Source organism: Stenotrophomonas sp. NPDC077421 (assembly GCF_049545505.1).
GTDB classification, from domain to species: Bacteria; Pseudomonadota; Gammaproteobacteria; order Xanthomonadales; family Xanthomonadaceae; genus Stenotrophomonas; species Stenotrophomonas nematodicola.
On sequence record NZ_JBMWDP010000049.1, the window covers coordinates 1 to 24,270 of the forward strand.

General features: G+C 68.0%; 23 protein-coding genes and 1 pseudogene. 11 read left to right on the forward strand and 13 right to left on the reverse strand.

Annotation, left to right across the window (positions count from 1 at the left end; translation table 11 throughout):
* The 3 genes from ACPEH1_RS18735 to ACPEH1_RS18745 all read right to left on the reverse strand — a co-directional run.
* Positions 1–915: argininosuccinate synthase (locus ACPEH1_RS18735; RefSeq protein WP_423716180.1), on the reverse strand; the 915-nt coding region annotated here is incomplete at its 3' end.
* A 64-nt stretch (positions 916–979) separates the two neighbouring features.
* Positions 980–1,990, reverse strand: a complete 1,011-nt coding sequence (locus tag ACPEH1_RS18740) for an N-acetylornithine carbamoyltransferase (protein ID WP_017356627.1) — start codon at positions 1,988–1,990, stop codon at positions 980–982.
* Between the two features lie 319 nt (positions 1,991–2,309).
* On the reverse strand, positions 2,310–2,867 hold the full coding sequence (locus tag ACPEH1_RS18745) for a hypothetical protein (protein ID WP_017356628.1): 558 nt from the start codon (positions 2,865–2,867) through the stop codon (positions 2,310–2,312).
* A 223-nt stretch (positions 2,868–3,090) separates the two neighbouring features.
* Between ACPEH1_RS18745 and cysS the strand changes: the two genes are divergently transcribed.
* The 3 genes from cysS (at position 3,091) to ACPEH1_RS18760 (ending at position 6,338) form a co-directional block, all read left to right on the forward strand.
* Complete coding sequence (gene cysS, locus ACPEH1_RS18750) at positions 3,091–4,503, forward strand: cysteine--tRNA ligase (RefSeq protein WP_017356629.1); 1,413 nt, start codon at positions 3,091–3,093, stop codon at positions 4,501–4,503.
* A 135-nt stretch (positions 4,504–4,638) separates the two neighbouring features.
* Entirely contained in the window at positions 4,639–5,088 is a 450-nt protein-coding gene (locus tag ACPEH1_RS18755) for a SufE family protein (protein WP_017356630.1), read from the forward strand.
* A complete protein-coding gene (locus ACPEH1_RS18760; protein ID WP_136003256.1) occupies positions 5,085–6,338 on the forward strand; it encodes an MFS transporter in 1,254 nt (417 codons plus the stop codon). Before ACPEH1_RS18755 ends, ACPEH1_RS18760 begins: the two co-directional genes overlap by 4 nt.
* A 150-nt stretch (positions 6,339–6,488) precedes the next feature.
* Here the strand turns inward: ACPEH1_RS18760 and dksA are convergent, their stop codons facing one another.
* Positions 6,489–7,748 (reverse strand): RNA polymerase-binding protein DksA, encoded by a 1,260-nt coding sequence (dksA, locus tag ACPEH1_RS18765; protein WP_312711274.1) that lies wholly within the window; start codon positions 7,746–7,748, stop codon positions 6,489–6,491.
* A 272-nt stretch (positions 7,749–8,020) separates the two neighbouring features.
* On the opposite strand from dksA, the gene yidD reads away from it, so the two are divergent.
* Genes yidD through ACPEH1_RS18780 form a run of 3 tightly spaced genes read left to right on the forward strand, consistent with a single transcriptional unit; the run spans position 8,021 to position 10,468 of the window.
* Positions 8,021–8,275: a membrane protein insertion efficiency factor YidD gene (yidD, locus tag ACPEH1_RS18770; protein ID WP_423716181.1), complete on the forward strand. Its 255-nt coding sequence runs from the start codon at positions 8,021–8,023 to the stop codon at positions 8,273–8,275.
* Position 8,276: 1 nt separating this feature from the next.
* On the forward strand, positions 8,277–9,623 hold the full coding sequence (locus ACPEH1_RS18775; RefSeq protein WP_136003253.1) for a dihydroorotase: 1,347 nt from the start codon (positions 8,277–8,279) through the stop codon (positions 9,621–9,623).
* Positions 9,623–10,468 (forward strand): M23 family metallopeptidase, encoded by an 846-nt coding sequence (locus tag ACPEH1_RS18780; protein ID WP_423716182.1) that lies wholly within the window; start codon positions 9,623–9,625, stop codon positions 10,466–10,468. Before ACPEH1_RS18775 ends, ACPEH1_RS18780 begins: the two co-directional genes overlap by 1 nt.
* A 45-nt stretch (positions 10,469–10,513) precedes the next feature.
* Here ACPEH1_RS18780 and ACPEH1_RS18785 read toward each other — a convergent pair whose 3' ends face one another.
* The 5 genes from ACPEH1_RS18785 to efp all read right to left on the reverse strand — a co-directional run bounded on the left by ACPEH1_RS18785 (position 10,514) and on the right by efp (position 14,909).
* Entirely contained in the window at positions 10,514–11,221 is a 708-nt protein-coding gene (locus ACPEH1_RS18785) for a squalene/phytoene synthase family protein (protein WP_136003251.1), read from the reverse strand.
* Between the two features lie 108 nt (positions 11,222–11,329).
* The gene (locus ACPEH1_RS18790; protein WP_423716185.1) at positions 11,330–11,998 is read right to left on the reverse strand and encodes a phosphoglycolate phosphatase; all 669 of its coding nucleotides are present in this window, start codon (positions 11,996–11,998) and stop codon (positions 11,330–11,332) included.
* 19 nt (positions 11,999–12,017) lie between these two features.
* A complete protein-coding gene (ubiG, locus tag ACPEH1_RS18795) occupies positions 12,018–12,749 on the reverse strand; it encodes a bifunctional 2-polyprenyl-6-hydroxyphenol methylase/3-demethylubiquinol 3-O-methyltransferase UbiG (RefSeq protein ID WP_017354965.1) in 732 nt (243 codons plus the stop codon).
* Between the two features lie 16 nt (positions 12,750–12,765).
* Entirely contained in the window at positions 12,766–14,109 is a 1,344-nt protein-coding gene (locus ACPEH1_RS18800) for a TRZ/ATZ family hydrolase (RefSeq protein WP_017354966.1), read from the reverse strand.
* 230 nt (positions 14,110–14,339) lie between these two features.
* On the reverse strand, positions 14,340–14,909 hold the full coding sequence (efp, locus tag ACPEH1_RS18805; RefSeq protein ID WP_017354967.1) for an elongation factor P: 570 nt from the start codon (positions 14,907–14,909) through the stop codon (positions 14,340–14,342).
* Between the two features lie 124 nt (positions 14,910–15,033).
* Here efp and epmB point away from each other — a divergent pair, with 124 nt between their 5' ends.
* Positions 15,034–16,038: an EF-P beta-lysylation protein EpmB gene (epmB, locus tag ACPEH1_RS18810; RefSeq protein WP_136003250.1), complete on the forward strand. Its 1,005-nt coding sequence runs from the start codon at positions 15,034–15,036 to the stop codon at positions 16,036–16,038.
* A 66-nt stretch (positions 16,039–16,104) separates the two neighbouring features.
* Here epmB and ACPEH1_RS18815 read toward each other — a convergent pair whose 3' ends face one another.
* From ACPEH1_RS18815 to ACPEH1_RS18825, 3 genes are all read right to left on the reverse strand, one after another.
* Positions 16,105–18,231 (reverse strand): putative bifunctional diguanylate cyclase/phosphodiesterase, encoded by a 2,127-nt coding sequence (locus tag ACPEH1_RS18815; protein ID WP_136003249.1) that lies wholly within the window; start codon positions 18,229–18,231, stop codon positions 16,105–16,107.
* Entirely contained in the window at positions 18,228–19,151 is a 924-nt protein-coding gene (locus tag ACPEH1_RS18820) for a phosphate/phosphite/phosphonate ABC transporter substrate-binding protein (protein ID WP_017354970.1), read from the reverse strand. Before ACPEH1_RS18820 ends, ACPEH1_RS18815 begins: the two co-directional genes overlap by 4 nt.
* A 61-nt stretch (positions 19,152–19,212) precedes the next feature.
* Positions 19,213–19,980, reverse strand: a complete 768-nt coding sequence (locus ACPEH1_RS18825) for an RNA methyltransferase (RefSeq protein WP_423716183.1) — start codon at positions 19,978–19,980, stop codon at positions 19,213–19,215.
* Positions 19,981–20,099: 119 nt separating this feature from the next.
* Between ACPEH1_RS18825 and ACPEH1_RS18830 the strand changes: the two genes are divergently transcribed.
* Positions 20,100–20,927, forward strand: coding sequence for an inositol monophosphatase family protein (locus ACPEH1_RS18830; RefSeq protein ID WP_017354972.1), 828 nt, complete (start codon positions 20,100–20,102; stop codon positions 20,925–20,927).
* 240 nt (positions 20,928–21,167) lie between these two features.
* On the opposite strand, the gene htpX is transcribed toward ACPEH1_RS18830, so the two are convergent.
* On the reverse strand, positions 21,168–22,040 hold the full coding sequence (htpX, locus tag ACPEH1_RS18835; protein ID WP_017354973.1) for a protease HtpX: 873 nt from the start codon (positions 22,038–22,040) through the stop codon (positions 21,168–21,170).
* A 93-nt stretch (positions 22,041–22,133) separates the two neighbouring features.
* On the opposite strand from htpX, the pseudogene gluQRS reads away from it, so the two are divergent.
* The 3 genes and pseudogenes from gluQRS to phaR all read left to right on the forward strand — a co-directional run.
* A pseudogene (gene gluQRS / locus ACPEH1_RS18840) lies at positions 22,134–23,089 on the forward strand (tRNA glutamyl-Q(34) synthetase GluQRS).
* A gap of 6 nt (positions 23,090–23,095) precedes the next feature.
* Positions 23,096–23,836 (forward strand): acetoacetyl-CoA reductase, encoded by a 741-nt coding sequence (gene phbB / locus ACPEH1_RS18845; protein ID WP_017354975.1) that lies wholly within the window; start codon positions 23,096–23,098, stop codon positions 23,834–23,836.
* A 168-nt stretch (positions 23,837–24,004) separates the two neighbouring features.
* On the forward strand, positions 24,005–24,270 hold a 266-nt coding region (phaR, locus tag ACPEH1_RS18850; protein ID WP_423716184.1), incomplete at its 3' end, for a polyhydroxyalkanoate synthesis repressor PhaR.

Below are 24,270 nucleotides of genomic sequence, written 5' to 3' on the forward strand. Positions count from 1 at the left end.
CGCCACGTCCGGCTTGAAGCGGTTCTGCTGCTTGGTCAGCACGGCATCTTCCAGCGCGCGGTGCGCGGCCAGCAGCGAGACCAGGCCCGGCGCTTCGAACACGATGCGGCCCTTCAGGCCGATCACGGTGTCGCCGGTGTACACGCCACGGCCCACGCCGTACGGGGCGAACAGCTTGTTGAGCTTGGCCAGGATCTGCTCGCCCGCCATCGCCTCGCCGTCCAGGGCGACAGCCTCGCCTTCGACGAACTTCAGCGTCACGGTCAGCGCCTCGGCCGGCCACTCGCTGCGCGGTGCGCACCAGCCGCGGGCGCCTTCGCCCGGGGCTTCCCAGCGGTCGATCTCGCCACCGGACATGGTCAGGCCGAGCAGGTTTTCGTTGATGGTGTAGGCCTGCTGCTTGGCGCGCACGCCGAAACCGCGCTCTTCCAGGTACTTCTGCTCGTAGGCGCGGGTCTGGGTGTGTTCCTTCTGGATTTCGCGGATCGGCGCGACGATCTGGTAGTCGCCCAGCGCCTTCACGGCCAGGTCGAAGCGGACCTGGTCGTTGCCCATGCCGGTGCAGCCGTGGGCGATGATGTTGGTGCCCAGCTCGGCGGCGCGCTTGAGCGCGGCATCCACGATCAGGTAGCGGTCGGACACCAGCAGCGGGTACTGGCCCTGGTAGCCTTCGCCGGCCCACACGAACGGCTTGACGAAGCCGCTCCAGATTGCCGGACCGCCATCGACGGTGACGTGGCTGGTGACGCCCAGCTCGGCGGCGCGCTTCTCGATGAAATCACGCTCTTCGTCATCCACGCCGCCGGTGTCGGCGAACACGGTGTGCACGTTGTAGCCGCGCTCCTGCAGGTAAGGCACGCAGAAGCTGGTGTCGAGTCCGCCGGAGAAGGCCAGGACGATGTCTTTCTTGCTCATGGGGGTCTGATCTCGTAGCGCCGGACACGGCCCGGCGGTGGGCAAAGGGGGAATCAACAGAATCTCAGCGGCCGATCAGGGCCGACATGATCGCCTTCTGTACGTGCAGGCGGTTCTCGGCCTCGTTGATGGCGATGCACTGCGCCGAGTCCATCACCGCGTCGGTGGCCTTGACGTTGCGGCGCAGCGGCAGGCAGTGACTGAACACGCCGTTGTTGGTCAGGGCCATCTTGGCTTCGTCGACGATGAAGTGCTTGTACTGGTCGCGGATCGGCTTTTCCGGCTCCCAGTTGCCGAAGAACGGCAGCGCGCCCCAGCTCTTGGCGTAGACCACGTCGGCACCGGTGTAGGCGCTGGCGATGTCATGGCTGACCTGCAGGGAACCGCCGCTCTCGGCCACGTTCTGCTCGGCCCAGCCCATGTAGCGCTCGTCCAGGATGTAATCCGGGGTCGGGCACAGCAGGGTCACGTCCATGCCCATGCGGGTGGCGATGGTCAGCGCCGAGTTGGCCACCGCGGTGTTGAGCGGCTTGGGGTGGTAGGTCCAGGTCAGCACGAACTTCTTGCCGCGCAGGTCCTGGGTGCCGAAATGTTCCTGCAGCGCCATCACGTGGGCCAGCTCCTGGCACGGGTGGGTGATGGTCTCCATGTTGATCACCGGCACCGGCGAGTATTTCGCGAAGCTCCGGAGCACTTCGTCCTCACGGTCCTTGCTCCAGTCGACGAACTTCGGGAATGCGCGCACGCCGATCAGGTCGACGTAGCGGCCCAGCACCTTGGCCACTTCGGCGATGTGCTCTTCCGTGTCGCCATCCATCACCGAGCCGAGGTTGAACTCGATCGGCCATGCATCCTTGCCCGGCTGCAGCACGATCGCGTGGCCCCCCAGCTGGAAGGCACCCAGCTCGAAGCTGGTGCGGGTGCGCATGGACGGATTGAAGAACACCAGGGCAATCGACTTGCCCTTGAGCTCGTCGCCCAGCTTGTTGCGCTTGAACAACGCGGCCTGGGTCAGCAGGGCATCCAGGTCGGTGCGGCTCCAGTCCTGGGTGTTCAGGAAGTGCTTCAGGGACATCGATCGATCCTTTGCGGCGGGATTCAGGGGGTCGGAAAAACGTACAGATGAAACTTTTCAGATCGCAGAAACGAAAAAACCCAGCACGGGGGCTGGGTTTTCCGAACAGACAGCACGAAGCTCCGGTTACCCAGCGAAAATGTGGGGTTCCGGTCGGCGGGCACGCGACGTCATGCCCGTAGCCATACGGGCGGCGCTGGTGTCGTGCTGGAAGTCGGTGAGTTTCATGGCCGCTCATCTTTGCACGCGCCCGGGGCGGGTGCAAGGCCTGAATGGAACATGCAGATCAGCGTAGCGAACGAGGCGGCTTCCGGGCCGGTCACGGATTGGCCGGCCCGCCCTGCTCGGCCGCCACCCACGGGGTGATGGACACGCGGATCTTCAGGCGGTTGCCGGGATCGTCGGGGAGGCGGGAGCGGTACTTGGTGCCCTTGTAGACGTAATCCACGTCATAGGCGATGGGCCGGCGGAATTCCCGGCCGACCGGGATGATCCGGCAGTCGCGGGTCAGCAGCGGGCCGTTGTTGGCCGGCGGCGCCTCGACCACGGGCATTTCCTCCTCGCTGCCGTCTTCACGGCGGAAGATCGAGCGCACCGAGTCCATGAAGCGGCCAAAGCGGCCCTTTTCTTCCTGCGGTTCTTCGCCGGTCACGTTGACCGGGGCCAGGGTCCGGGTGGACACCGGCTCGCAGTGTTCTTCCGTGCGGGTGGCCCGCAGCGTCTGGAACACGGGCTCGACGTTGAGCACCTGCGCGTAGTCGAACTTCACGTTCTCGACGATCACCACCCGGTTGCGGGCCTCACCGTCCTGGGCGCGCACCCCGAAGGCGGCACTTGCGAGCAGACAGGCCAGCGTCAACAACGAAGCGGATTTCATTGGCAACAGGTAAGAGGACAAGGGGGATAGTTTAGGCAGTGCCAGGCACAAGGGGCTGAACATTACCCTTCCGTAACGTTTCTGCCCATAGGCAGGCCGCGCCCGCCCCCCCGGCCAGGGACGCCATGCCGGCCCTGCGGGGCCGCCGGACGGCCCGGCGCTGGGCGCCGTTGTGATCTAAAATCGACCGCTTGCCCCCCACCCATCCCCCACCACGGCCACCATGACCCTGCGACTGCACAACACCCTGACACGCCAGCTCGAAACGTTCCAACCGCTCGATCCGGCCTGTCCGACCCTGTATGTCTGCGGTCCCACGGTCTACAACTATGTCCACATCGGCAACGCCCGTGGCCCGGTGGTGTTCGGGGTGCTGGCCGATCTGCTGCGACGCCGTTTCGGCGCCCTGCGCTACGCGCGGAACATCACCGACGTGGACGACAAGATCAACACGGCCGCGCGGGACCAGAATGTGCCGATTTCGGCAATCACCGATCGTTTCGCCGCCGCGTACCGTGAGGACATGGCCGCACTTGGCGTGGTTCCGCCGGACATCGAGCCGGAAGCCACTGCGCACATCCCGCAGATCATTGAAATGATCGAACAGCTGATCGAGGCCGGGCATGCCTACGCCGCCGAAGGCCATGTGCTGTTCGCCGTGGGCACCTATGCCGATTACGGCAAACTCTCACGGCGCGATCCCGACGAGATGCTCGCCGGCGCGCGCGTGGACGTGGCCCCGTACAAGCGCGACCCGGGCGACTTCGTCCTGTGGAAGCCGTCCTCCGAGGACCTGCCCGGCTGGGCATCCCCCTGGGGCCGCGGCCGTCCGGGCTGGCACATCGAGTGCTCGGCGATGGCCGCCGCGCACCTGGGCCCGACCATCGACATCCACGCCGGCGGCGTCGACCTGCAGTTCCCGCACCACGAGAACGAGATCGCGCAGAGCGAGTGCGCGCACGGCGGGCAGACCTTCGCCCGCTTCTGGCTGCACAACGGCATGCTCAACTTCGGCGGCGCCAAGATGAGCAAGTCGATCGGCAACATCGAACGCGTGCACGATCTGGTCCGCGCGCATGCGCCCGAGGCGCTGCGGTATGCGCTGCTGTCGGCCCACTACCGGCAGCCGCTGGACTGGTCCGATGCGTTGATCGAGCAGTCCGCACGCACGCTGGATGGCCTGTACGGCGCACTTCGCGAGGTCGAGGCGGTAGCGGCCACGGCACGCATTCCCGAGGCGATCGAAGCGGTGCTCGACGAGGATCTCAACACGCCGCGCGCCTTGGCGTTGCTGTCGGAACTGGCCAGGAAGCTGCGCCACGCCTCGGCCTCGGCCGGCGGCCCGGACCATCCGCGCGAGGGCGCCACGCTGGCCGAACTGGTCGACCTGAAGAGCCAGTTGCTCGGCGCCGGCAAGGCGCTGGGGCTGCTGCAGCAGGCCCCGTCCGCGTGGTTCGGCAGCCAGGCCACCGACAGCGACGAGGGCGCGCGCATCCAGGCGCTGATCGATGAGCGCACGGCCGCCAAGCAGGCGCGCGATTTCGCCCGCGCCGATGCGATCCGCGATGCGCTGGCGGCCGAAGGTATCGCCCTGGAAGACACCGCGCAGGGCGTGCGCTGGGTGCGCAAGCGCTGAGGGCCCGCCCAGCCACTGACCTGCCCGGCCCCGGCGTCGGGCGCCCTGACACAGTCCCGGCCACGGATGGCCGGGTGCTTCCCCCGAACCATCACGGCCCGACCACGGAAGGCGCATACCGGCCCGGAGTCCCCCATGACCACCGTTTCCCCGTTCCCGCTCGAACCCACCGCCGCCGACGCGCAGGCGGCCATCGCCGATGAGTTCGCCTTTTTTGGCGACTGGTCCGAACGCTACCAGTACCTGATCGACCTGGGGCGCAAGCTGCCGGCCTTCCCTGAGGAGTGGAAGACCGAGCAGCACCGTCTGCTCGGCTGCCAGTCGATGGTGTGGATCGTGCCGGAAGGCAATGCGCAGTCGCTGCGCTTCCACGCCATCAGCGATTCGGCGATCGTGTCCGGGCTGATCTACCTGGCGCTGCGGGTGTACTCGGGCCGGTCGGCCGAGGAAATCCTGGCCACCGAGCCGACCTACATCCAGGACATCGGCCTGTCGCGCCATCTGTCGCCGACGCGCAGCAACGGCGTGGCGGCCATGCTGGCCTTCATCCGCGATACCGCACAGTCGCAGTCCGCGCAGTCGTGAGTGCCGACGCCCCGTCCGACACAGGCGACAGCGCGCTCAGCCTGTTGTCCCGCCCCGGCTTCTCGCTGCTGCTGGCCTATCGCATCTGCGCGATGCTGTCCTACCAGATCGTGGCGGTCACGGTCGGGTGGCACATCTATGAAGTAACCCGCAATCCGTTCTCGCTGGGATTGGTCGGACTGGCCGAGGTGCTGCCATTCTTCTGCGTGGCACCGTTCGCCGGCTATCTGGTCGATCACCTGCCGCGCCGCCGGCTGGGCATGGTGGCGGCCAGCGGGCTGGTGCTGACGGCGGTGGTGCTGACCGCGGTGGCGCAGGGCTGGCTGCCGTTCCACGGGGTGTGGCCGATCTATGCGGCGATCGCGATGACGGGGATGGTGCGCGCGTTCCTGTCGCCGATCTACAACGCGCTGTTCGCGCGGGTGCTCGAGCGCCAGCAGTACGCGCGCGGCGCGGGTCTGGGGGCGGTGGTGTTCCAGGCCGGCATGGTGGCCGGGCCGGCGCTGGGCGGGCTGCTGGTCGCCTGGGGCGGCAAGGGCGTGGCCTACGGCGTGGCGGTAGGCGTGGCGGCGGTCGCGGTGGGCTGTCTGGCCGTGCTGCGCGTGTCCGAGCCGGTGCACAGCGGTCCGGCCGCACCGATCTTCAAGAGCATCGCCGAGGGCGGCCGCTTCGTGCTGGGCAACCGGATCATGGTCGGGGCGATGGCGCTGGACATGTTCTCGGTGCTGCTCGGGGGCGTGGTGGCGATGCTGCCGGCGTTCCTGCACGAGATCCTGCACCACGGTCCGGAGGGCCTGGGCATCCTGCGCGCGGCGCCGGCACTGGGCTCGGTGTGCGTGGGGCTGTGGCTGGCCCGCCGGCCGCTGCAGCGCAACGCCGGCCGCGTGCTGCTGTTCGCGGTGGCCGGGTTCGGGCTGTGCGTGATCGGGTTCGGGCTGTCGCACAGCTTCTGGCTGTCGGCGGTGATCCTGCTGTTCTACGGTGCCTTCGACGGCGTGTCGGTGGTGATCCGTTCGACCATCCTGCAGTTGGCCACGCCGGAAGAAATGCGTGGACGGGTATCGTCGATCAACGGCATCTTCATCAGTTCGTCCAACGAGCTGGGCGCGTTCTATGCGGGCACGATGGCCAAGCTGCTCGGTCTGGTGCCGGCGGTGGTGCTGGGTGGTTTCGCGGTGCTGAGCGTGGCCGGCATTACTGCCTGGAAGAACCCCACCCTGCGCCGCCTGAACCTGCGCGACCTGCACTGACCGGGAGCGGCCTGCCAGGACGGTCGGCCGCCGGCGGTGGCAGGTACCGACCGTTGGTCGGCTGCCTGTGCAGCAGAGCGCCGAAGTTCCGCGGATCAAAAAAAACCCGGCCGAGGCCGGGTTTTTGATTGCGTCGCGACCGATCGGCGATCAGTCGCCCTGCTGCTTCTGCAGGTGCTCCCAACGCTCCTGGGCGTCGATGGTGCGCTCTGCGGTCAGACGCGCTTCCAGACGATCCAGGCCGATCTCTTCGCCGGTGTCCACGCAGTAGCCGTAGTCACCGTCTTCCAGGCGCTTCAGGGTGCTGTTGATCTTGCCGATCAGCTTGCGGTAACGATCACGGGTACGCAGTTCCAGCGAGTTCTCGGTCTCGCGGGTGGCGCGCTCGGCCTCATCGCCGATATCACGCACTTCTTCCTGCAGATTCGCGATGGTCTGCTTGGATTCCTCGACCAGATCATTGCGCCAGTGCTGCAGGCGCTGGCGGAAATACTCCAGCTGCAGCGGATTCATGTATTCCTCTTCCGCGCTCGGCTTGTAACCGTCGGGCAGGATCGGACGACCGGTGGCTTCGTCAGTCTTGTATTCCACCACCTTCACCTTGGTGCGCGGGGCCGGGGCGGCCGAACGCGCTGCCACGGCAACGGCGACCTTGCCGACCGGACGGGACACGGGCTTGGGGGCGGACTCGGACTTGGCGGGGGTTTTTGCAGGCGATTTCGAAACGGGCACGGGATTCTTGTTTTGCGGGGCTTTCGAGGCGGGGGACGCTGCTACCGGCGCCGGCGCAGGCGCCGGAGGGGTGGCAGGCGTGACCGCGGACTTGGCCGGGACAGACTTGGCCGGCGCCGGCGATGCCGGCTTCGGTGCGGACTTGACTACAGGTGCTGCGGCCGGCTTGGCGGCCGGCTTGGTTGCCACGGGCTTGCTGGCGGTCTTGCTTGCCTTCACCGGCTTGGCCGGCGGCTGTTTGGCCGCGACCTTCTTCACCGGTGCAGGCTTGGCGGCCGGCTTGACAGCCACCGGCTTCACCGTCTTCTTTGCCACGGTCTTGCTGGCGGCGGCCTTCTTCACCGGCGCCTTGGCGACCGGCTTGGCCACAGCCGTCTTCCCGGCCGTGGCCTTCTTGGGCGCCGCCTTGGCGGGCGCGACCTTCTTCGCGGCTGCCTTCTTGACCACGGGCGCCTTGGTGGCGGTCTTCTTGGCCGCCTTGGCCGCCTTGGCCGGGGTCTTGCCGGTGGATTTCGTTGCGGGTGCCGTCCTGGCCGCCGGTTGTTTGGATGCAGGCTTGCCGGCCGGCTTGGCGGCCGGCTTCTTGGCAACGGACTTGGCCGCCAACTTCGTTACAACAGGCTTGGCGGTTTTCTTGGCGGCCTTGACGGCCTTCTTTGCAGTTTTTTTAGCAGCCACGAAACGCTCTTCCTTGGATTCCCCGGGGCCCGGGAAAGCGGGCCTTTATAGCCTACCCGACCAGCAGCAGCAACCACACCGCCTACTCCGTTCAGCCCCGGAGTCGCAAGGGGTGAAGCCGGCCTGCCCGCTGGGCGGACCGGCTCGCGCAGTTCGGCACCTGACCCGGTGATGCCACCGGGGCGGCCCGCCACGCGCGTGGGCGTGAGCGGGTCCAACGCCCCATCCTGCGACAAATGCGGCCTTCATGCCAACTGCTCTAAGATGGCGGGGTGATCTCGCGCCTGCTCATTGCCCTGCTGCGCTTCTACAAGCGCTTCATCAGCCCGCTGCTGGGGCCGCGCTGCCGCTTCGTGCCCAGTTGTTCTGAATACGCCATGCAAGCCATCTCCCTGCATGGCCCCGCGCGCGGCAGCTGGCTCGCCGCCCGCCGGCTCGGTCGCTGCCATCCCTTCCATCCCGGTGGCGTGGACGAGGTGCCGCCGCGCGCCCCGCACGCCGCTTGCCGCTGCACAGGAAAACACTGAAATGTCCTCCACGCTCATCGTCAACGCCCGCCTGGTCAACGAAGGTCGCATCACCGACGGCGACCTGCGCATCGAAAACGGCCGCATCGCGCAGATCGGCACCGGCCTGGAGGCGCGCCCGGGCGAGACCGTGGTCGACGCCGCCGGGCGCTGGCTGCTGCCGGGCATGATCGATGACCAGGTGCACTTCCGCGAACCGGGCCTGACCCACAAGGGTGATATCGCCACGGAATCGGCGGCGGCCGTGGCCGGTGGCCTGACCAGCTTCATGGACATGCCCAACACCAATCCGCCGACGCTCAATGCAGCGGTCCTGCAGGCCAAATACGACGCTGCCGCCGGCCGCGCACGCGCCAACTACGGCTTCTACATGGGCGCCAGCAACGACAACCTGGCCGACATCAAGGTGGTGGACCCGAAGCAATCGCCGGGCATCAAGGTGTTCATGGGCGCCTCCACCGGGAACATGCTGGTGGACAACCCGGAGACGCTGGACGCGATCTTCAAGTACGCCCCCACGCCGATCATCACGCACTGCGAAGACACCCCGATGATCGACGCCAAGGCGAAGGAATACGCCGAGAAATACGGCGACGCGCTGAGCGCGGAACAGCACCCGGATATCCGCTCGCGCGAGGCCTGCCTGAAGTCGTCGGAGCTGGCGGTGGCGCTGGCGAAGAAGCACGGCACCCGCCTGCACGTGCTGCACATCTCCACCGCCGATGAGCTGAAGCTGTTCGAGAAGGGTCCACTGATCCGCGCCGACGGCAGCCGCAAGCAGATCACGGCCGAAACCTGCATCCACTTCCTGCGCTTCGACCGCAGCGATTACGCGCGGCTGGGCAATCTGATCAAGTGCAACCCGGCAATCAAGGACGCCAGCGACCGCGAGGCCCTGACCCGCGCGGTGGCCGAGGACGTCATTGACGTACTGGCTACCGACCATGCCCCGCACACCTGGGAAGAGAAGCAGAAGCCGTATGCGCAGGCGCCGTCCGGCCTGCCGCTGGTGCAGTACGCGCTGGTGGCCGCGCTGGAGCTGGTGCACGAAGGCAAGCTGGAGATCACCCAGGTGGTGCAGAAGTTCGCGCACGCCCCGGCGCAGCTGTTCGACGTGAGCCAGCGCGGCTATCTGCGCGAGGGCTATTTCGCCGATCTGGTGCTGGTCGAAGACGTGCCGTTCACGGTGAAGCGCGAGGACGTGCTGTCCAAGTGCGGCTGGTCGCCGTTCGAGGGCATGACCTTCCGCTCGCGCATCGCCTCGACCTGGGTCAACGGCCAGCTTGCGTGGGACGGCGAGCGGCTGGTCGGGTCGCCGAACGGCCAGCGCATGAGCTTCGACCGCTGATGCGGGCGCGTCTGCTGGGCTGGAGCCTGCTCCTGGCGGGCGGGGCGACGCTGGGCGCCCTGCTGTTGCCCGTGGGCGCCCAGGCGCAGGCCGACACCCGCGTGGTGTTCCCGGCCAGCGCCTCGCAGGGTGCGATGGTGATCGGAAAGGTGCCCGCCGGCAGCTCGGTGCAGTACGGCGGCCGCACGCTGCGGGTAAGCGGCTACGGCAGTGTCGTGTTTGGCATCGGCCGCGACGAGAAGGGCCCGCTGCAGGTGCAGGTGCGACGCCCGGACGGCGCCACCGAGACGGCCAGCATCGCGGTGACGCCGCGCGACTGGCCGGTGGAGCGGGTCAACGGCGTCCCTCCCAAGACGGTCAACCCGCCGCCGGCGATTGCCGAGCGGATCAAACGCGAGCAGGCCCAGGTCACTGCTGCCCGCGCCCGCGACGACGACCGGACCGATTTCGCGCAGGCGTTCATCTGGCCGGTGCAGGGACGCATCAGCGGTCGCTTCGGCAACGCACGCGTCTACAACGGGCAACCCGGCGCCGGGCATTCGGGCATGGATATCGCGGTGCCGACCGGCACGCCGGTGAAAGCACCGGCCGCTGGCGTGGTCACGTTCGCCGGGCCGGACCTGTACCTCACCGGTGGCACCCTGCTGCTTGATCACGGCTATGGGGTGAGCTCGAACTTTCTGCACCTGTCGCGCATCGACGTGAAGGTCGGCGACCGGGTCGAACAGGGCCAGGTGATCGCCGCAGCCGGCGCCACCGGTCGTGCGACCGGGCCGCACCTGCACTGGGGCATGAACTGGTTCGATACCCGCATCGATCCGCTGCTGGTGCTGGAGCGGCGCTGACGAAGGCGTACCGACCCACGGTCGGTACCCACCCTGCCCCAGCGATCAGCCGCGGGCTGCCCACCAGGTGCGCAGCAGCGTACGCAGCGGCGTTGCCTTGAGTTCGCGCCCCTGCACCCAGGCCTGCTGGCGCGTGCGTGCCAGCGAGGCATACAGGCGGCGCGGGCGCGGCCCGGCCACGCGCGCGGGCCAGTCGCGCAGCAGTTGCTGCCCCCAGCGCTGCGTCACGTCCTGCTCGCCCTGCGCCAGCAATGCGCGTGGCACGGCGGCGACGCCGGCCTCGTGCAGTCGCTGCGCCAGGGTCTGCAGCACCACCGGCGTGGTGGTGTCACCGCGGACAGCCGCCTCGAAGATCACCGCCTCCACTGCGGCCACCGCAGCGGCGTAGGCGCGCAGCGCGGCGAGCGCCTGCGCCGGGTCCACCGGCACGGCACGCGCGTCGATGAGGTCCGGCAGGGTCTGGGCCAGTTCCGCCCACGGCGCGCGCAACGGTTCCAGTACACGGCCCAGCGGATGCCTGGAGCGCTGGGCGGCCCAGCTGCGCAGCTCTTCGCCCCACCACGCCAGCTTGGCGTCGGCCGGGGTCGGGTCGCCGCCGATATTGAGGATGTCGTCGAACTCCTGCAGCAGCGCGAACCACGCCACCACGCGGAGGCGCTGTGCCTCCGGCACGAAAGGTTCGGCTACCGACCATTCCGGCCAGCGGGTTCGCCACTTGTCCAGGAAGCTGTCCAGGGCGCTGGAAGTTGTCACGGGAAGTCCTTCAAATGCTGTGCGGACCCACGGTCCGCACTTGCCTGGGGGAATGTGCCGACCCACGGTTGGCACCTGCCGGAGCGGGTCATCGGCCAGTCGTCCGGTCTACCCGCGCGCGGGCGGCCAGGCGTCGGGGCGCTGCAGCTGCGCGGGGTGTTCGGCCATGCGTTCGGCGCCCCACGCGTGCGGGTCGTCGGCGTCCAGGCGGTAGCCCCACAGCGCGGCCACCGAGGCCATGCCGGCGGCGTTGGCAGCAAGGATATCGCGCTCGTCGTCGCCGACGTAGATGCAGGCGGCCGGGGCCATCGCCATACGTTCGGCCGCCGCCAGCAGCGGCAACGGATGCGGTTTGCGCTGGGCCAGCGTGTCGCCGCCGATCAGCACGGCACAGCGCTGTTCCCACCCCAGCTGCGGCACGATCAGCCGCGCCAGGTATTCCGGCTTGTTGGTGACGATGCCCCAGCGGCAGCCGGCCGCCTCCAGCGCGTCGAGCATGCCGGCCACGCCGTCGAACAGCACGGCATGGCGGCCGATCAGGCCTTCATAGCGCTCCAGGAATTCGGGCACGAGCGCTTCACGCTCGGCCTGCCCCAGCTCCGGGAACGCGACCGATACCATCGCCCGGGAGCCCTTGGACACCACCGGGCGGAGGACGTCCAGGCTGATCGGAGCACGGCCGCGCGCGCCGAGCATCGCATTGGCGGTGGCCAGCATGTCCGGGGCGCTGTCCAGCAGTGTGCCGTCCAGATCGAACAGCACCGCCTGCGGGAACATGCCCGCGTGACCTGCGGACTCAGACACCGGCAGCATCGTCCGGCTTCACGGCATAGGCCAGGTAGTTGATGTCGGTGCGGCTGCTCAGACGCGCGCGGTTGCGCCACGGCTCATAGGCCATGCCGCTGACATCGCGCAGGGTGAAGTCGGCCTCGCGCAGCCACTTGCCGAGTTCGGCCGGCTTGATGAAGTCCTGGTAATGGTGCGTGCCCTTGGGCAGCAGCCGCGCTACGTACTCGGCACCGACGATGGCCACCGCAAACGCGGCCGGGGTGCGGTTGACGGTGGACAGGAACAGCTGGCCGCCGGGCTTGAGCAGGCGGTGGCAGGCGGCGATGATCGCGCCCGGGTCGGGGACGTGCTCCAGCATTTCCATGCAGGTGACCACATCGAAGCTGCCCGGCTGTTCGGCGGCCAGGTCCTCGGCGGCCTGCAGGCGGTAGTCCACCGTGACGCCAGACTCCAGGCTGTGCAGCCGCGCGACCTTGACCAGTTCCGGGGCCAGGTCGATCGCGGTGACCTCGGCGCCTTCCTTGGCCAGTGCTTCGCTGAGCAGGCCACCGCCGCAGCCGATGTCCAGCACCCGTGCGCCACGCAGCGGGACGCGGCTGGCCACGTACTGCAGGCGCACCGGGTTCAGGGCGTGCAGCGGCTTCTGCGGGCCGTCCGCATCCCACCAGCGGTTGGCGAGTGCGGCGAACTTGTCCAGTTCGGCCTGATCGAAATTGGTGGAAGCGTGGGGGGCGTTCATGGGGATCCTTGGTGCATCAAGCACGGATGTGGCGGATGCGCTCGCGCCACTGGCGCGCGTTGGCGACGATCGCCGCCGTGTCCATGCCAACCAGTTCGCGCTGGACCAGCTTGGGCTGGCCGGCAATCCAGACATCACTGACCTGGTGGCGGCCGGCGGCGTAGACAAGCTGCGAGAGCACATGGTGGAGCGGCTGGGTTTCCAGCGCGGACAGGTCCACGCAGACCAGGTCGGCCTGCTTGCCCACCTCGATCGACCCGATGCGGTCGCCAAAGCCCAGCGCGCGTGCACCGCCCAGGGTGGCCGCGCGCAGCGTGGTGGCCGCGTCCAGCGCGGTGGCATCGTTGGCCACGGCCTTGGCGAGGATCGCTGCGGTGCGGTTCTCGCTGAACATGTCCAGATCGTTGTTGCTGGCGCAACCGTCGGTGCCGATCGCCAGGTTCACGCCGGCGCGCTGCAGGGCGCAGGCCGGACAGAACCCGGAGGCCAGCTTGAGGTTGGATTCGGGGCAATGCACCACGCTGACGCCACGCTCGGCGCACAGGTGGATCTCGGCCTCGGTGAGCTGGGTCATGTGCACCGCGATCAGGCGGTCGTTGACCAGGCCCAGGCGGTCCAGGCGCGCCAGCGGGCGCTGGCCGTGCAGCTTGATCGAATCGCTGATTTCCTGCGCGGTTTCATGCGTGTGCAGGTGGACCTGCATGTCCAGCTGGTCGGACAGCATGCGCACGCGCTCGAAATTGGCGTCGTTGACGGTGTACGGCGCGTGCGGCGCGAACGAGGTGCCGATCAGCGGATCGTTGCGCCACTGGTCGTGCAGCTCGCCGGCCTTGGCGAAGTACTCGTCGTCGGTCTTTGCCCAGGCAGTAGGGAAATCGATGATCACCGCGCCAACCAGGGCGCGGAAGCCATGCTGCTTGTAGACGGCCGCCTGGACGTCGGAGAAGAAGTAGTTTTCGTTGGCGCAGGTGGTGCCGCCACGCAGCATCTCGGCGATCGCCAGCGTGGTGCCGTCGGCCACGAACTCCGGCCCGATCACCGCCGCTTCCACCGGCCAGATGTGCTGCTGCAGCCACACCATCAGCGGCAGGTCGTCGGCGACGCCGCGCAGCAGGGTCATCGGGTTGTGGGTGTGCGCGTTGACCAGGCCCGGCATCAGCGCCGCGTCCGGGCGTGACACGGTCTGCATCGGCGCGAAGCGCGCACGCGCCTCGGCACGCGGCAGGATCGCGATGATCTCGCTGCCACGGATGGCCACGGCATGGTCTTCCAGCACCACCGCATGCGGCTCGATCGGGACCACGTAACCGGCTTCGATCAGCAGGTCACAGGCTTCGGGAATGCGTGCGGTGTCGGTCATGCGGGCTCGCTGAGGCAGGGGGGATGCAGCGGAGGGGCGGCGGTGTGCCGGCGACACGCCGGGGACATGCCGTCTGTAGAGCCGGCCGTTGGTCGGCTGCCGTTCGCGACGCGCGTTCAGACCCCGCCACCAGCAGCCGACCAACGGTCGGCTCTACCCGTATCCGATCGTTGGTCGTGGGCAACAGCCGACCAGCGGTCGGCTCTGCCGTCATCCGACCGTGGGTCGGATTACTTGCCGGCGCGTGCGGAGTATTCACCCGAGCGGGTGTCGACCTTGATGATTTCATCCTGGTTGACGAACAGCGGCACGCGGACCACGGCGCCGGTTTCCAGGGTGGCCGGCTTGCCGCCACCGCCCGAGGTGTCGCCACGGACGCCCGGATCGGTTTCAGTGATCTTCAGTTCGACGAAGTTCGGCGGCTGGACGAAGATCGGCTCGCCATTCCACAGGGTGACGATGCAGGATTCCTCACCCTTGAGCCACTTGTCCGCGCCGCCCATGCCGGCCTTGGTGGCCTGGACCTGCTCGAACGACTCCGGGTCCATGAAGTGCCAGTACTCGCCGTCGGTGTACATGTAGTTCATGTTGGTGTCGACGACGTCGGCCTTTTCCACGTCATCGGTGGCCTTCATGGTCATTTCGACCACGCGGCCCGACTTGATGAAGCGGTACTTCATGCGGGTGAAGGCCTGGCCCTTGCCCGGCTTGACGTACTCGGTCTCGGTGATGACCGCCGGTTCATTGTTGACCAGGATCTTCATCCCGTTCTTGACATCGTTCATGCCAACAGTGGCCATGCTGAAACTCCTCAATGGGCAAACGCCGCGCAGGCGCGGCGAGCCGGATAGAATGGAAAACCCACCGGCACCGGTGGGGTGACTCGTTTTTCTGACCGACATGATAACCGCAGGCCCCCATTCCATGCAGCTTTCCGCCACGCCCCTGCCCACCCCCGTGCGCTGGCAACAGCTCTGGCGCGAGGCGGTCCGCGACCCGCGGCAGCTGCTGGCGCAGCTTGACCTCGACCCGGCCGGGCTGCCCCTTTCGGCCGAGGCGGCCAGCCAGTTCGCGCTGCGCGTGCCGCAGGGCTTCATCGCCCGGATGCGCCCGGGCGACCGCCACGACCCGCTGCTGCGGCAGGTGCTGCCGGTCACCGATGAAATGCAGGTGGTGCCGGGCTTCAGCCTGGATGCGGTGGGCGACGGGCTGGCCAGAAAGGCCACCGGGGTGATCCAGAAGTACCGTGGCCGCGCCCTGCTGGTGACCACCGGCAGCTGTGCGATCAACTGCCGCTACTGCTTCCGCCGCCACTTCGACTACGGCACCGAGAATGCCGCCAGAGAGGGCTGGCGCGAGGCGGTGGACGCCATCGCGCAGGACCCGGACATCGACGAGGTGATCCTGTCCGGCGGCGACCCGCTGTCACTGGCCACCCACAAGCTGGAAGAGCTGACCCAGGCCCTGGCGCGGATTCCGCACCTGCGCCGTCTGCGCATCCACAGCCGGCTGCCGGTGGTGCTGCCCGAACGGGTGGACGACGCCCTGGTGCAGTGGATCGCCGCCCTGCCCTGGCCGGTGGCATTTGTGATCCATGCCAACCATGCCAACGAGTTCGACGCCGCCGTGGACACGGCGATGGCCCGCCTGCGCGGCGCCGGCGCCACCCTGCTCAACCAGGCGGTGCTGCTGCGCGGGGTCAACGACTCCCTGCAGGCGCTGCAGGACCTGAGCGAACGCAGCTTCGCCGCCGGCGTGCTGCCGTACTACCTGTACCAGGTGGACCGGGTCGAAGGCGTGGCCCACTTCGAGGTACCGGACGACACCGCCAAGGCACTGCACGCCCAGCTCACCGCACGCCTGTCCGGCTACCTGGTCCCCAAACTGGTCCGCGAGATCGCCGGCGATTCCAGCAAACGCCCCGTCTAGGGGCGTGGGCGGGAATAAGGGGCATCGGCGGACAGGTGATGACTACTGGTCATCACGACGTCCACGTTACCGGCCCGCCTCGATCATCTGCACCACCTCGGTCGCGCTGACCGGGTGGCTCAGCCAGTAGCCCTGGCCCAGGTCGCAACCGCGCTGGCACAGCAGGTCGAACTGCACTTCCTGCTCGATGCCTTCGGCCACCACGGTGATGCCCAGCGCATGGGCCATCGCGATGATCGCCGTGGTCAGCGCCAGGTCGTCCGGATCGCGCTGCATGTCGGCAACGAAACTCTTGTCGATCTTGACCCCGTCCACCGGCACCTGGCGCAGGTGGCTGAGCCCGGAGAAGCCGGTGCCGAAGTCGTCCAGCCACACCTTCACGCCGGTGCGGTGGAGCTTGTCCAGCAGTGCGGCGGCCAGCATCTCGTCGCCGATCACCGCCGTTTCGGTCAGTTCCAGATGCAGGCGCGAGGCGGGCAGGCCGGTATCGCGCAGGCAGTCGGCGACCAGGGTGGGCAGCTCGCCACCGCGCAGCTGGCGCGGCGACACGTTGACCGACACGAACAGGCCGTCACTGTCGGCACCGTGTGGCCACTGCACCGCCTCCATGCAGGCCGCGCGCAGCACCTTGGGACCGATCACTTCGATCAGGCCGCTCTGCTCGGCCACTTCAATGAACACCGACGGCGGGATCGTGCCCAGCGTCGGGTGCTGCCAGCGCAGCAGGACTTCGACGCCCACCATGCGGCGGTCGCGGGTGCGGAAGATCGGCTGGTACACCAGCCGCAGCTCGCCGCGTTCCCAGGCGCCACGCAGCTCCTGCTCCATGTGCACGCGCCGCTCGACCGCGTGGTCCATGGCACGGCTGTAATAGCGATAGCAGTTCTTGCCGGCCATCTTGGCCTGGTACATCGCGATGTCGCCATTCTTCAGCAGCGTGGTCGCGTCGGCGGCATCGTCGGGGAACAGGGTCACACCGATGGAGGTACCCAGGAACAGCTCCCTGCCCTGCACCACCAGCGGCTTGCCCAGCTCGCGCACCAGGATCTCGGCCAGGTGGCGCGCGGTGGCCGCGACGTCGCCATCGCCGATCAGGATCACGAACTCATCGCCACCAAAGCGCGCCAGCAGGGCCTCGTCGCCACCGGCCTGCGTCACCGCCGCGCTGATGCGCTGGGCGAACTGCAGCAGGGCCTCGTCGCCGGCCTCATGGCCGAGGGTGTCATTGACGCGCTTGAAGTCGTCGATGTCGGCAAACAGCAGTCCGAGCCGATGACCGGAGGCGCGCGCGGCCATCAGGCGGTGATCCAGCGCTTCGCGGAACGCCAGGCGGTTGGTCAGGCCGGTCAAGGCATCGGTATAGGCCATGTGCCGGACCTCGCGGTCGTGGCGGGCGATGGCCTCGCTCATCCGCCCGAACGCACGCACCAGCTCGCCGACCTCGTCCCTGCGCGAGCTTTCGCGCAGCTGCACCTGGTAGTCGCCCGCTTCGATCTGGCGCGCGGCGGCGGCCAGCCCGCGGATCGGGGTGACCAGGGTGCGCTGCACGTAGATGATCACCACCACGCCGATCCCCACCAGCAGACCCAGCATCAGCAGCAGCCAGCCGAGGTGCCGCTTGCCCACCTGCTGCAGGCGGTCGCCGAGGGTCTGGTTGGCGCGTTGCTCCATCGCCTGCACGTCGTCCAGCGCCATGCCCACGCGGACACCGCCGATGCGCTGGTTGCCGATCATGATCGGCATCGCGTTGTCCAGCACCTTGGGCGACTCCTGCACCACCAGCTGGCGGGCGCCCTTGGCCCCTTCGGCCAGCGGGTCGGTCATGGCACGGCCGAAGCCCAGCACCTCCACCGATCCGTCATGGATCAGGCGGCCATCGGCGTCGAACACCAGCACATAACGCACCACCTGCTGCCGCGAGGTGTTGCGCACCAGCGCGCCGACCTGCTCCAGGTCGTTGTAGTAAAGCGGATTGGCCAGCGCATCGGAGAGCTCGCGCGCCAGAGCCTCGCCACGACTGCGTACGCTGCGGTCGAACAGACCGTGGATCACGCTGCCGCTGAGGTGCTTGACCTCATCCTGCATGGTGGCCTGGCGCCCCAGCACGACCGCCACGATCGCCACCACCACCAGCATGGCACCGCTCATCGCCAGCACGAAACGTGCCTGCATTCCGGAACCCAACGGCCTCATTCCACTTCCATCCGCACGCGTGCCCAACCCTGTTTCAATTCATCCAGCCGGTGCTGCATCTGCGCATCCACCCGATGGAACCCGGACGTACCAAAGAACTTTTCCAGCGCATCCTGCGCGTGTGGATCCGATGCTGCATCCAGCAGCACCTGCTGCAGGCGGTCACGCACCTGCGGGTCCAGACCGGCGCGCACCATTTCCACGCCGCGCGGATACGGCTCGGTACGGTGGATGACCCGGAAATCGCGCCGGAAGACCGGTGGAACGCGCTTGTCGTCCCCCCAGTCCACGCTGCTGACCGCCCCGGCATCAACCAGCCCCTTGTGCACCAGGGTGGCGATGTTCAGCTCGGACCGCGCGAACACGTAACCCACCGTATCGGGCGCGGCCGTGTCGTTTGCCGAGTGCAGTATCTCCGGGGTCATGCCGTGTTCGAGCAGGGTCATCACCGGGACCAGGTACGCACTGGTGGACGCCACGTTCTGCAGGGCCACGGTGCGCCCGGTCAGGTCTTCCAGGGTGCGGACCGGGCTGTCCCGGCGCACGAAGAACACGGTGTGGTACTCGCGCACCCCGCTGCGCTCGGTCAGCAGCAACGGCTGTGCGCCGCTGCGCATGCCCAGCGCGACGGCGGTGCCGGAGGTCTCTGTCACCCAGTCCACGCGGCCGCGGCGCAGGTAGCTGCCCATGCGCTGCGAGTCGCTGGCCATCAGAATGCGGCCTTCGGTGATGCCCACATCCCGCATGCGCGGCACGACGTAGTCCAGCAGGGGCTGCAGCTGCGCATAGTGTGACTTGGGATCATCGCTTATCCGTCCCAGCACCAGTACGTTGGACGGCCCCGCCGATGCCGGACCGACCGCCAGAGCGATGGCCAGACACAGCAGTCCCCCCTGCAGCAGCCATCGCAGTACTGACACGCGTCATTGCTCCCCCGAGATATCGAAACAGCGTACCCGAAAAAGTGAGAACTGCGTCAGATCATTGAGGCTTGCCTGCGGCCAGGCGTGCCATCCGCTGCGCATCGGACAGGATGCCGCGCAGCAGGCGCACTTCCTGTTCGCTCAGTTCGGTGCGCAGGAACAGCCGGCGCAGTTTGCGCATCGCCGATTCGGGCGCGCGGCCCTTGTGGAAGTCGATGTCGTCCAGGGTGTCGCCGAGCTGGCCGAACAGGCCCTCGACCTGGGCATGGCTGGCCGGCTCCTCGCGGAAGCCCGACTCGGCCGGCGCGGCGGCGCTGACGCCCCCCAGGCTGGCCATCCTCAGCTCATAGGCCAGCACCTGCACGGCGGCCGCCAGGTTCAGGGAACTGAAGTCGGGGTTGGAGGGAATATGCACGGCCAGGTGGCAGAGCTGCAGCTCTTCGTTGGTCAGGCCGGTACGCTCGCGGCCGAATACAAAGGCCACTTCGGCCGGCTCGGCGGCCTTGGCCAAGGCGCGCTGCGCGGCAACGCCCGGCAGCAGCTCCTCCAACTGGACCCGGCGCGCACGTGCGGTGCAGCCGAGCACCAGCCGGCAATCGGCCACGGCGTCGGCCAGGGTGGCGACCACCGGGGCGTCGCCGAGGACGTCCTCGGCGCCGGCCGAGCGCCGAAAGGCCTCTTCGTTGAGGGGCTTTTCAGGGGCCACCAGCACCAGGCGGCCCAGGCCCATAGTCTTCATGGCGCGCGCGGCGGCCCCCATGTTGCCGGGGTGCTGGGTGCCGACGAGGACGAATCGGATGCGGGACGGAGCGGTTTCAATGGACATGAACAGGCCAGACGCGAGCAGGACAGCCACAAATGGTAAACTGTGCGACCGGCCTCTGCGCCGGGACCGCTCTTTTCCCCCGCCAAACCCCATCTCTGCCTTTACGGGAGCTTTTCGCCATGCAGAAACCCGCCGTCACCGTCATGGTCAAGGCCGCCCGCCTCGCCGGCAACGTCCTGTTGCGCAACATCAACAAGCTCGAGGCGTTGAACGTCGTGCAGAAGGGGCGCATGGACTATGCCAGTGAAGTCGATGCGGACGCGGAAAAGGTCATCGTCAAGGAACTCAAGCGCGCCTATCCCGAGTACGGGATCATGGGCGAGGAAGGTGGCGTGCAGGGCGTCAACCGTTACATGTGGGTCATCGACCCGCTGGACGGCACCAGCAACTACCTGCGCGGCTTCCCGCACTACTGTGTGTCCATCGCCCTGGTCGAGAACGGCGAGCCGATCGACGCGGTGATCTTCGACCCGCTCCGCAATGAACTGTTCACTGCCAGCCGCGGCGCCGGCGCGGTCTTCAACGACCGCCGCATCCGCGTGGCCGACCGCAAGGACCTGGCCGGCGCGATGATCCACACCGGTTTCGCCCCGCGCGAGCGCGCGCGCAGCAGCGCCCAGCTGAAAGCGGTGGATGCGCTGCTGGTGCACGCCGAGGACATCCGCCGCACCGGTTCGGCGGCGCTGGACCTGGCCTACGTGGCCTGTGGCCGTGCCGATGCGTACTTCGAAGCCGGTGTGAAGGCCTGGGACATCGCCGCCGGCGTTCTGCTGGTCCGCGAGGCCGGCGGCCGGGTCTGCGACTTCAAGGGTGCCACCCCGGCCCGCATGGACAGCCGTGGTCCGGAGACCCAGCAGATCGTGGCCGGCAACGTGAAGAACACCGAGATCCTGCAGAAGGTGCTGGTGAACACGGGCTACGCTGCCGAGTTCGACGCGAAGTTCTGATCGACTGCACCGGCACCCGCCCGGAAACGGCGCCCTCTGGGCGCCGTTTTTGTTTGGGCGTACCTGAAAGACGCGACCCGCCCAGCATCCTCGATCCTCGGCTGGGCAGGACGGCGTGGTCAGTGGGTCGGTGGCGGAACACGGGTGGGCCCCGTAGGGACCCGTCGGTCGTCTCCCGCTGCGACGCAAACGAAACGCCCGGCCAGGGCCGGGCGTTTCGGGGGGCAGTGCCGTCCGGGATCAGGCGACGGTGCTGTTGGCGGCCTTCAGGGCAGCGATGCGCTCGTCCAGCGGCGGGTGGCTCATGAACAGCTTGCGGGCCGTGGAGCCGGCGATGCCAAAGGCCGCGATCTGGGTCGGCAGGGTGCTCTGGCCGTGGTTGAGCTTGAGGCGTTCCAGCGCGGCGATCATCTTCTGACGGCCGGCCAGGTTGGCACCGCCGGCGTCGGCGCGGAATTCGCGGTGGCGCGAGAACCACATCGAGATCATCGTGGCGAACAGGCCGAACACCATCTCCAGCACGAACACGATGATGTAGTAGGCGAAGCCACGGCCGCCGCCTTCGCGGTTGCCCGACAGCGCGCTGTCGATGACACCACCGACCACGCGGGCCAGCACGATCACGAAGGTGTTCAGCACGCCCTGCAGCAGCGCCATCGTGATCATGTCGCCGTTGGCCACGTGCGCGATTTCGTGGCCCAGCACGGCCTCGGCCTCGTCTTCGCTCATGTTGTGCAGCAGGCCGGTGGACACCGCCACCAGGGCCTTGTTGCGGTTGGCGCCAGTGGCGAACGCGTTGATCTCCGGGCCGTCGTAGACCGCCACTTCCGGCATGCCGATGCCGGCGGCACGGGCTTGGCGTTCCACCGTGGCCAGCAGCCAGCGCTCGGTCGGGTTGCGCGGCTCGGTGATCACCACCGCGCCGGTGGAGCGCTTGGCCATCCACTTGGACAGCAGCAGCGAAATGAACGAACCGCCGAAGCCGAAGATGGCCGCCATCACCAGCAGGCCGCTCATCTGGTTGGGGTTGACCCCCAGCACCGACATCACGATACCGGCCAGGATCAGCACCGCGAGGTTGGTCAGAAGAAAGAGGGCAATGCGACTGAACATGGGAAAGGGACGCTTTGAAGAGGGATTTGACTGCAAATCTGCGGTGCCTTCATGTTGAATTCAAGTCGGAAACTGACCGACGATTCATAGTTCATGTCCATGACTCCCTACGTCGGGCGTTTCGCCCCCTCCCCCACCGGCCCGCTGCACCCCGGCTCCGTGCTTGCCGCGCTGGGCAGCTGGCTGCTCGCGCGGCACGCCGGCGGGCAATGGCTGGTACGGGTGGAGGATGTCGACCCGCCGCGCACCGTGCCCGGAGCCGTTGCCGGGCAACTGGCCACGCTGGCCGCCTTCGGACTGCACAGCGATGGCCCGGTCCTGCACCAGAGTCAGCGGGACGCTGCCTACCAGGCCGCGCTCGCGCAGCTGCTGGACGCCGGCCTGGCCTTCGCCTGCCATTGCAGCCGCCGCGATCTGGCCGACCAGGGCGGCATCCACCATCACTGCGTCCCACGTCCTCCGCGCGCCCAGCCGGCCATCCGCCTGCGTGTCGCACCCGGCACGGTGGTGAGCTTCAACGACGGCCTGCGCGGCCCGATCCGCCAGGACGTGCATGCCGACGTCGGCGACGTGGTGCTGCGCCGCGCCGATGGCTACTGGGCCTACCAGCTGGCAGTGGTGGTCGATGACGGCGCGCAGGGCATCACCGATATCGTGCGCGGGGCCGACCTGCTCGATTCCACCCCGCGCCAGATCCTGCTGCAGCAGGCGCTCGGCCTGCCCACCCCGCGCTACCTGCACCTGCCGCTGCTGCTCGATGCCGATGGCCGCAAGCTGTCCAAATCCACGGCCGCCGCGCCGGTGGATGCCGTCAACCCGCTGCCGGCCCTGCGCCAGGCCTGGACCGCGCTGGGCCAGGACCCGGGAGCGCTGGCGACGGTCGATGAGGCCGGCGACGCCCTGCGCGCCGCCCGCGCAGCGTTCGACCCGCGCCGCCTGTCACCGGTCGACATTCCGCTCCGCCCCGCCGCGCCGTGACCGCCCCCTTTTTTTTGCGGTTGTTGCAGAATCCCCTTCCCCCCTATTGCTGGCCCTGCCGTTCGGAGTAGCTGCTCATGACATCTCGCGTCGCACTGGTCACCGGTGGCACCGGCGGCATCGGCACCGCCATCTGCCAGCGCCTGGCCGACCAGGGCCATCGGGTCGCCACCAACTACCGCGACCAGGCCAAGGCCGACGCCTGGCGGGAGATGATGCTGGCGCGCGGCTGCGACGTGGCGCTCTTCCGTGGCGACGTCTCCAACCCGGACACGGCCGAGGCGATGGTCCAGTCGGTCGAGGCCGCGCTGGGCCCGGTGGAGATCCTCATCAACAACGCCGGCATCACCCGCGACACCACCTTCCACCGCATGCGCGCCGAGCAGTGGCATGACGTCATCAACACCAACCTCAACTCGGTGTTCAACGTCACCCGCCCGGTGATCGAAGGCATGCGTCGCCGGGGCTGGGGCCGGGTCATCCAGATCAGTTCGATCAACGGTCTGAAGGGCCAGTACGGCCAGGCGAACTACGCCGCCGCGAAGGCCGGCATGCACGGGTTCACCATCTCGCTGGCGCGCGAGAATGCCGGCTTCGGCATCACCGTCAACACCATCTCGCCCGGCTATGTGGCCACCGACATGGTGATGGCGGTACCGGACGAAGTGCGCGCCAAGATCATCGCCGACATTCCGACCGGCCGCCTCGGCAAGCCCGAGGAAATCGCCTATGCGGTGGCCTTCCTGGTGGCCGAGGAAGCGGCCTGGATCACCGGTTCGAACCTGGACATCAACGGCGGCCACCATATGGGCTGGTAAGTGCGCCGCCGGGCACCGCCCGGCGCACGCGCCAATGCTGCACCCCTCGAAATTCCATGCTGCGCAACATGAATCGGCCCGGATACCCCGCCGCATGGGCCTTCCGGCGGTTGCATAGGCTGCTGCACTGCGCCATGCTGCGCGCCTACTGTGACGAGTGATTGCTTCATGGCTGCGACCCGCATTATCAAGAAGTATCCCAACCGCCGTCTCTACGACACTGAAATTTCGAGCTACATCACCATCGAAGACGTCCGCCAGCTGATCCTGGATGGCGAGGACTTCGAAGTCCGCGACGCCAAGAGCGGCGACGATCTGACCCGTTCGGTGCTGCTGCAGATCATCGCCGACCAGGAACAGGACGGCGAACCGATGCTGTCCACCCAGCTGCTGAGCCAGTTGATCCGCTTCTACGGCGATTCGCTGCAGGGCAC

Bases quoted from the DNA above. Each gene is read 5' to 3' on its own strand.
- ACPEH1_RS18740 (WP_017356627.1), bottom strand. From the start codon at position 1,990: ATGTCCCTGAAGCACTTCCTGAACACCCAGGACTGGAGCCGCACCGAC.
- ACPEH1_RS18745 (WP_017356628.1), bottom strand. From the start codon at position 2,867: ATGAAATCCGCTTCGTTGTTGACGCTGGCCTGTCTGCTCGCAAGTGCC.
- cysS (WP_017356629.1), top strand. From the start codon at position 3,091: ATGACCCTGCGACTGCACAACACCCTGACACGCCAGCTCGAAACGTTC.
- ACPEH1_RS18755 (WP_017356630.1), top strand. From the start codon at position 4,639: ATGACCACCGTTTCCCCGTTCCCGCTCGAACCCACCGCCGCCGACGCG.
- ACPEH1_RS18775 (WP_136003253.1), top strand. From the start codon at position 8,277: ATGTCCTCCACGCTCATCGTCAACGCCCGCCTGGTCAACGAAGGTCGC.
- ACPEH1_RS18780 (WP_423716182.1), top strand. From the start codon at position 9,623: ATGCGGGCGCGTCTGCTGGGCTGGAGCCTGCTCCTGGCGGGCGGGGCG.
- ACPEH1_RS18790 (WP_423716185.1), bottom strand. From the start codon at position 11,998: ATGTTCCCGCAGGCGGTGCTGTTCGATCTGGACGGCACACTGCTGGAC.
- ubiG (WP_017354965.1), bottom strand. From the start codon at position 12,749: ATGAACGCCCCCCACGCTTCCACCAATTTCGATCAGGCCGAACTGGAC.
- ACPEH1_RS18800 (WP_017354966.1), bottom strand. From the start codon at position 14,109: ATGACCGACACCGCACGCATTCCCGAAGCCTGTGACCTGCTGATCGAA.
- efp (WP_017354967.1), bottom strand. From the start codon at position 14,909: ATGGCCACTGTTGGCATGAACGATGTCAAGAACGGGATGAAGATCCTG.
- epmB (WP_136003250.1), top strand. From the start codon at position 15,034: ATGCAGCTTTCCGCCACGCCCCTGCCCACCCCCGTGCGCTGGCAACAG.
- ACPEH1_RS18815 (WP_136003249.1), bottom strand. From the start codon at position 18,231: ATGAGGCCGTTGGGTTCCGGAATGCAGGCACGTTTCGTGCTGGCGATG.
- ACPEH1_RS18825 (WP_423716183.1), bottom strand. From the start codon at position 19,980: ATGTCCATTGAAACCGCTCCGTCCCGCATCCGATTCGTCCTCGTCGGC.
- ACPEH1_RS18830 (WP_017354972.1), top strand. From the start codon at position 20,100: ATGCAGAAACCCGCCGTCACCGTCATGGTCAAGGCCGCCCGCCTCGCC.
- htpX (WP_017354973.1), bottom strand. From the start codon at position 22,040: ATGTTCAGTCGCATTGCCCTCTTTCTTCTGACCAACCTCGCGGTGCTG.
- phbB (WP_017354975.1), top strand. From the start codon at position 23,096: ATGACATCTCGCGTCGCACTGGTCACCGGTGGCACCGGCGGCATCGGC.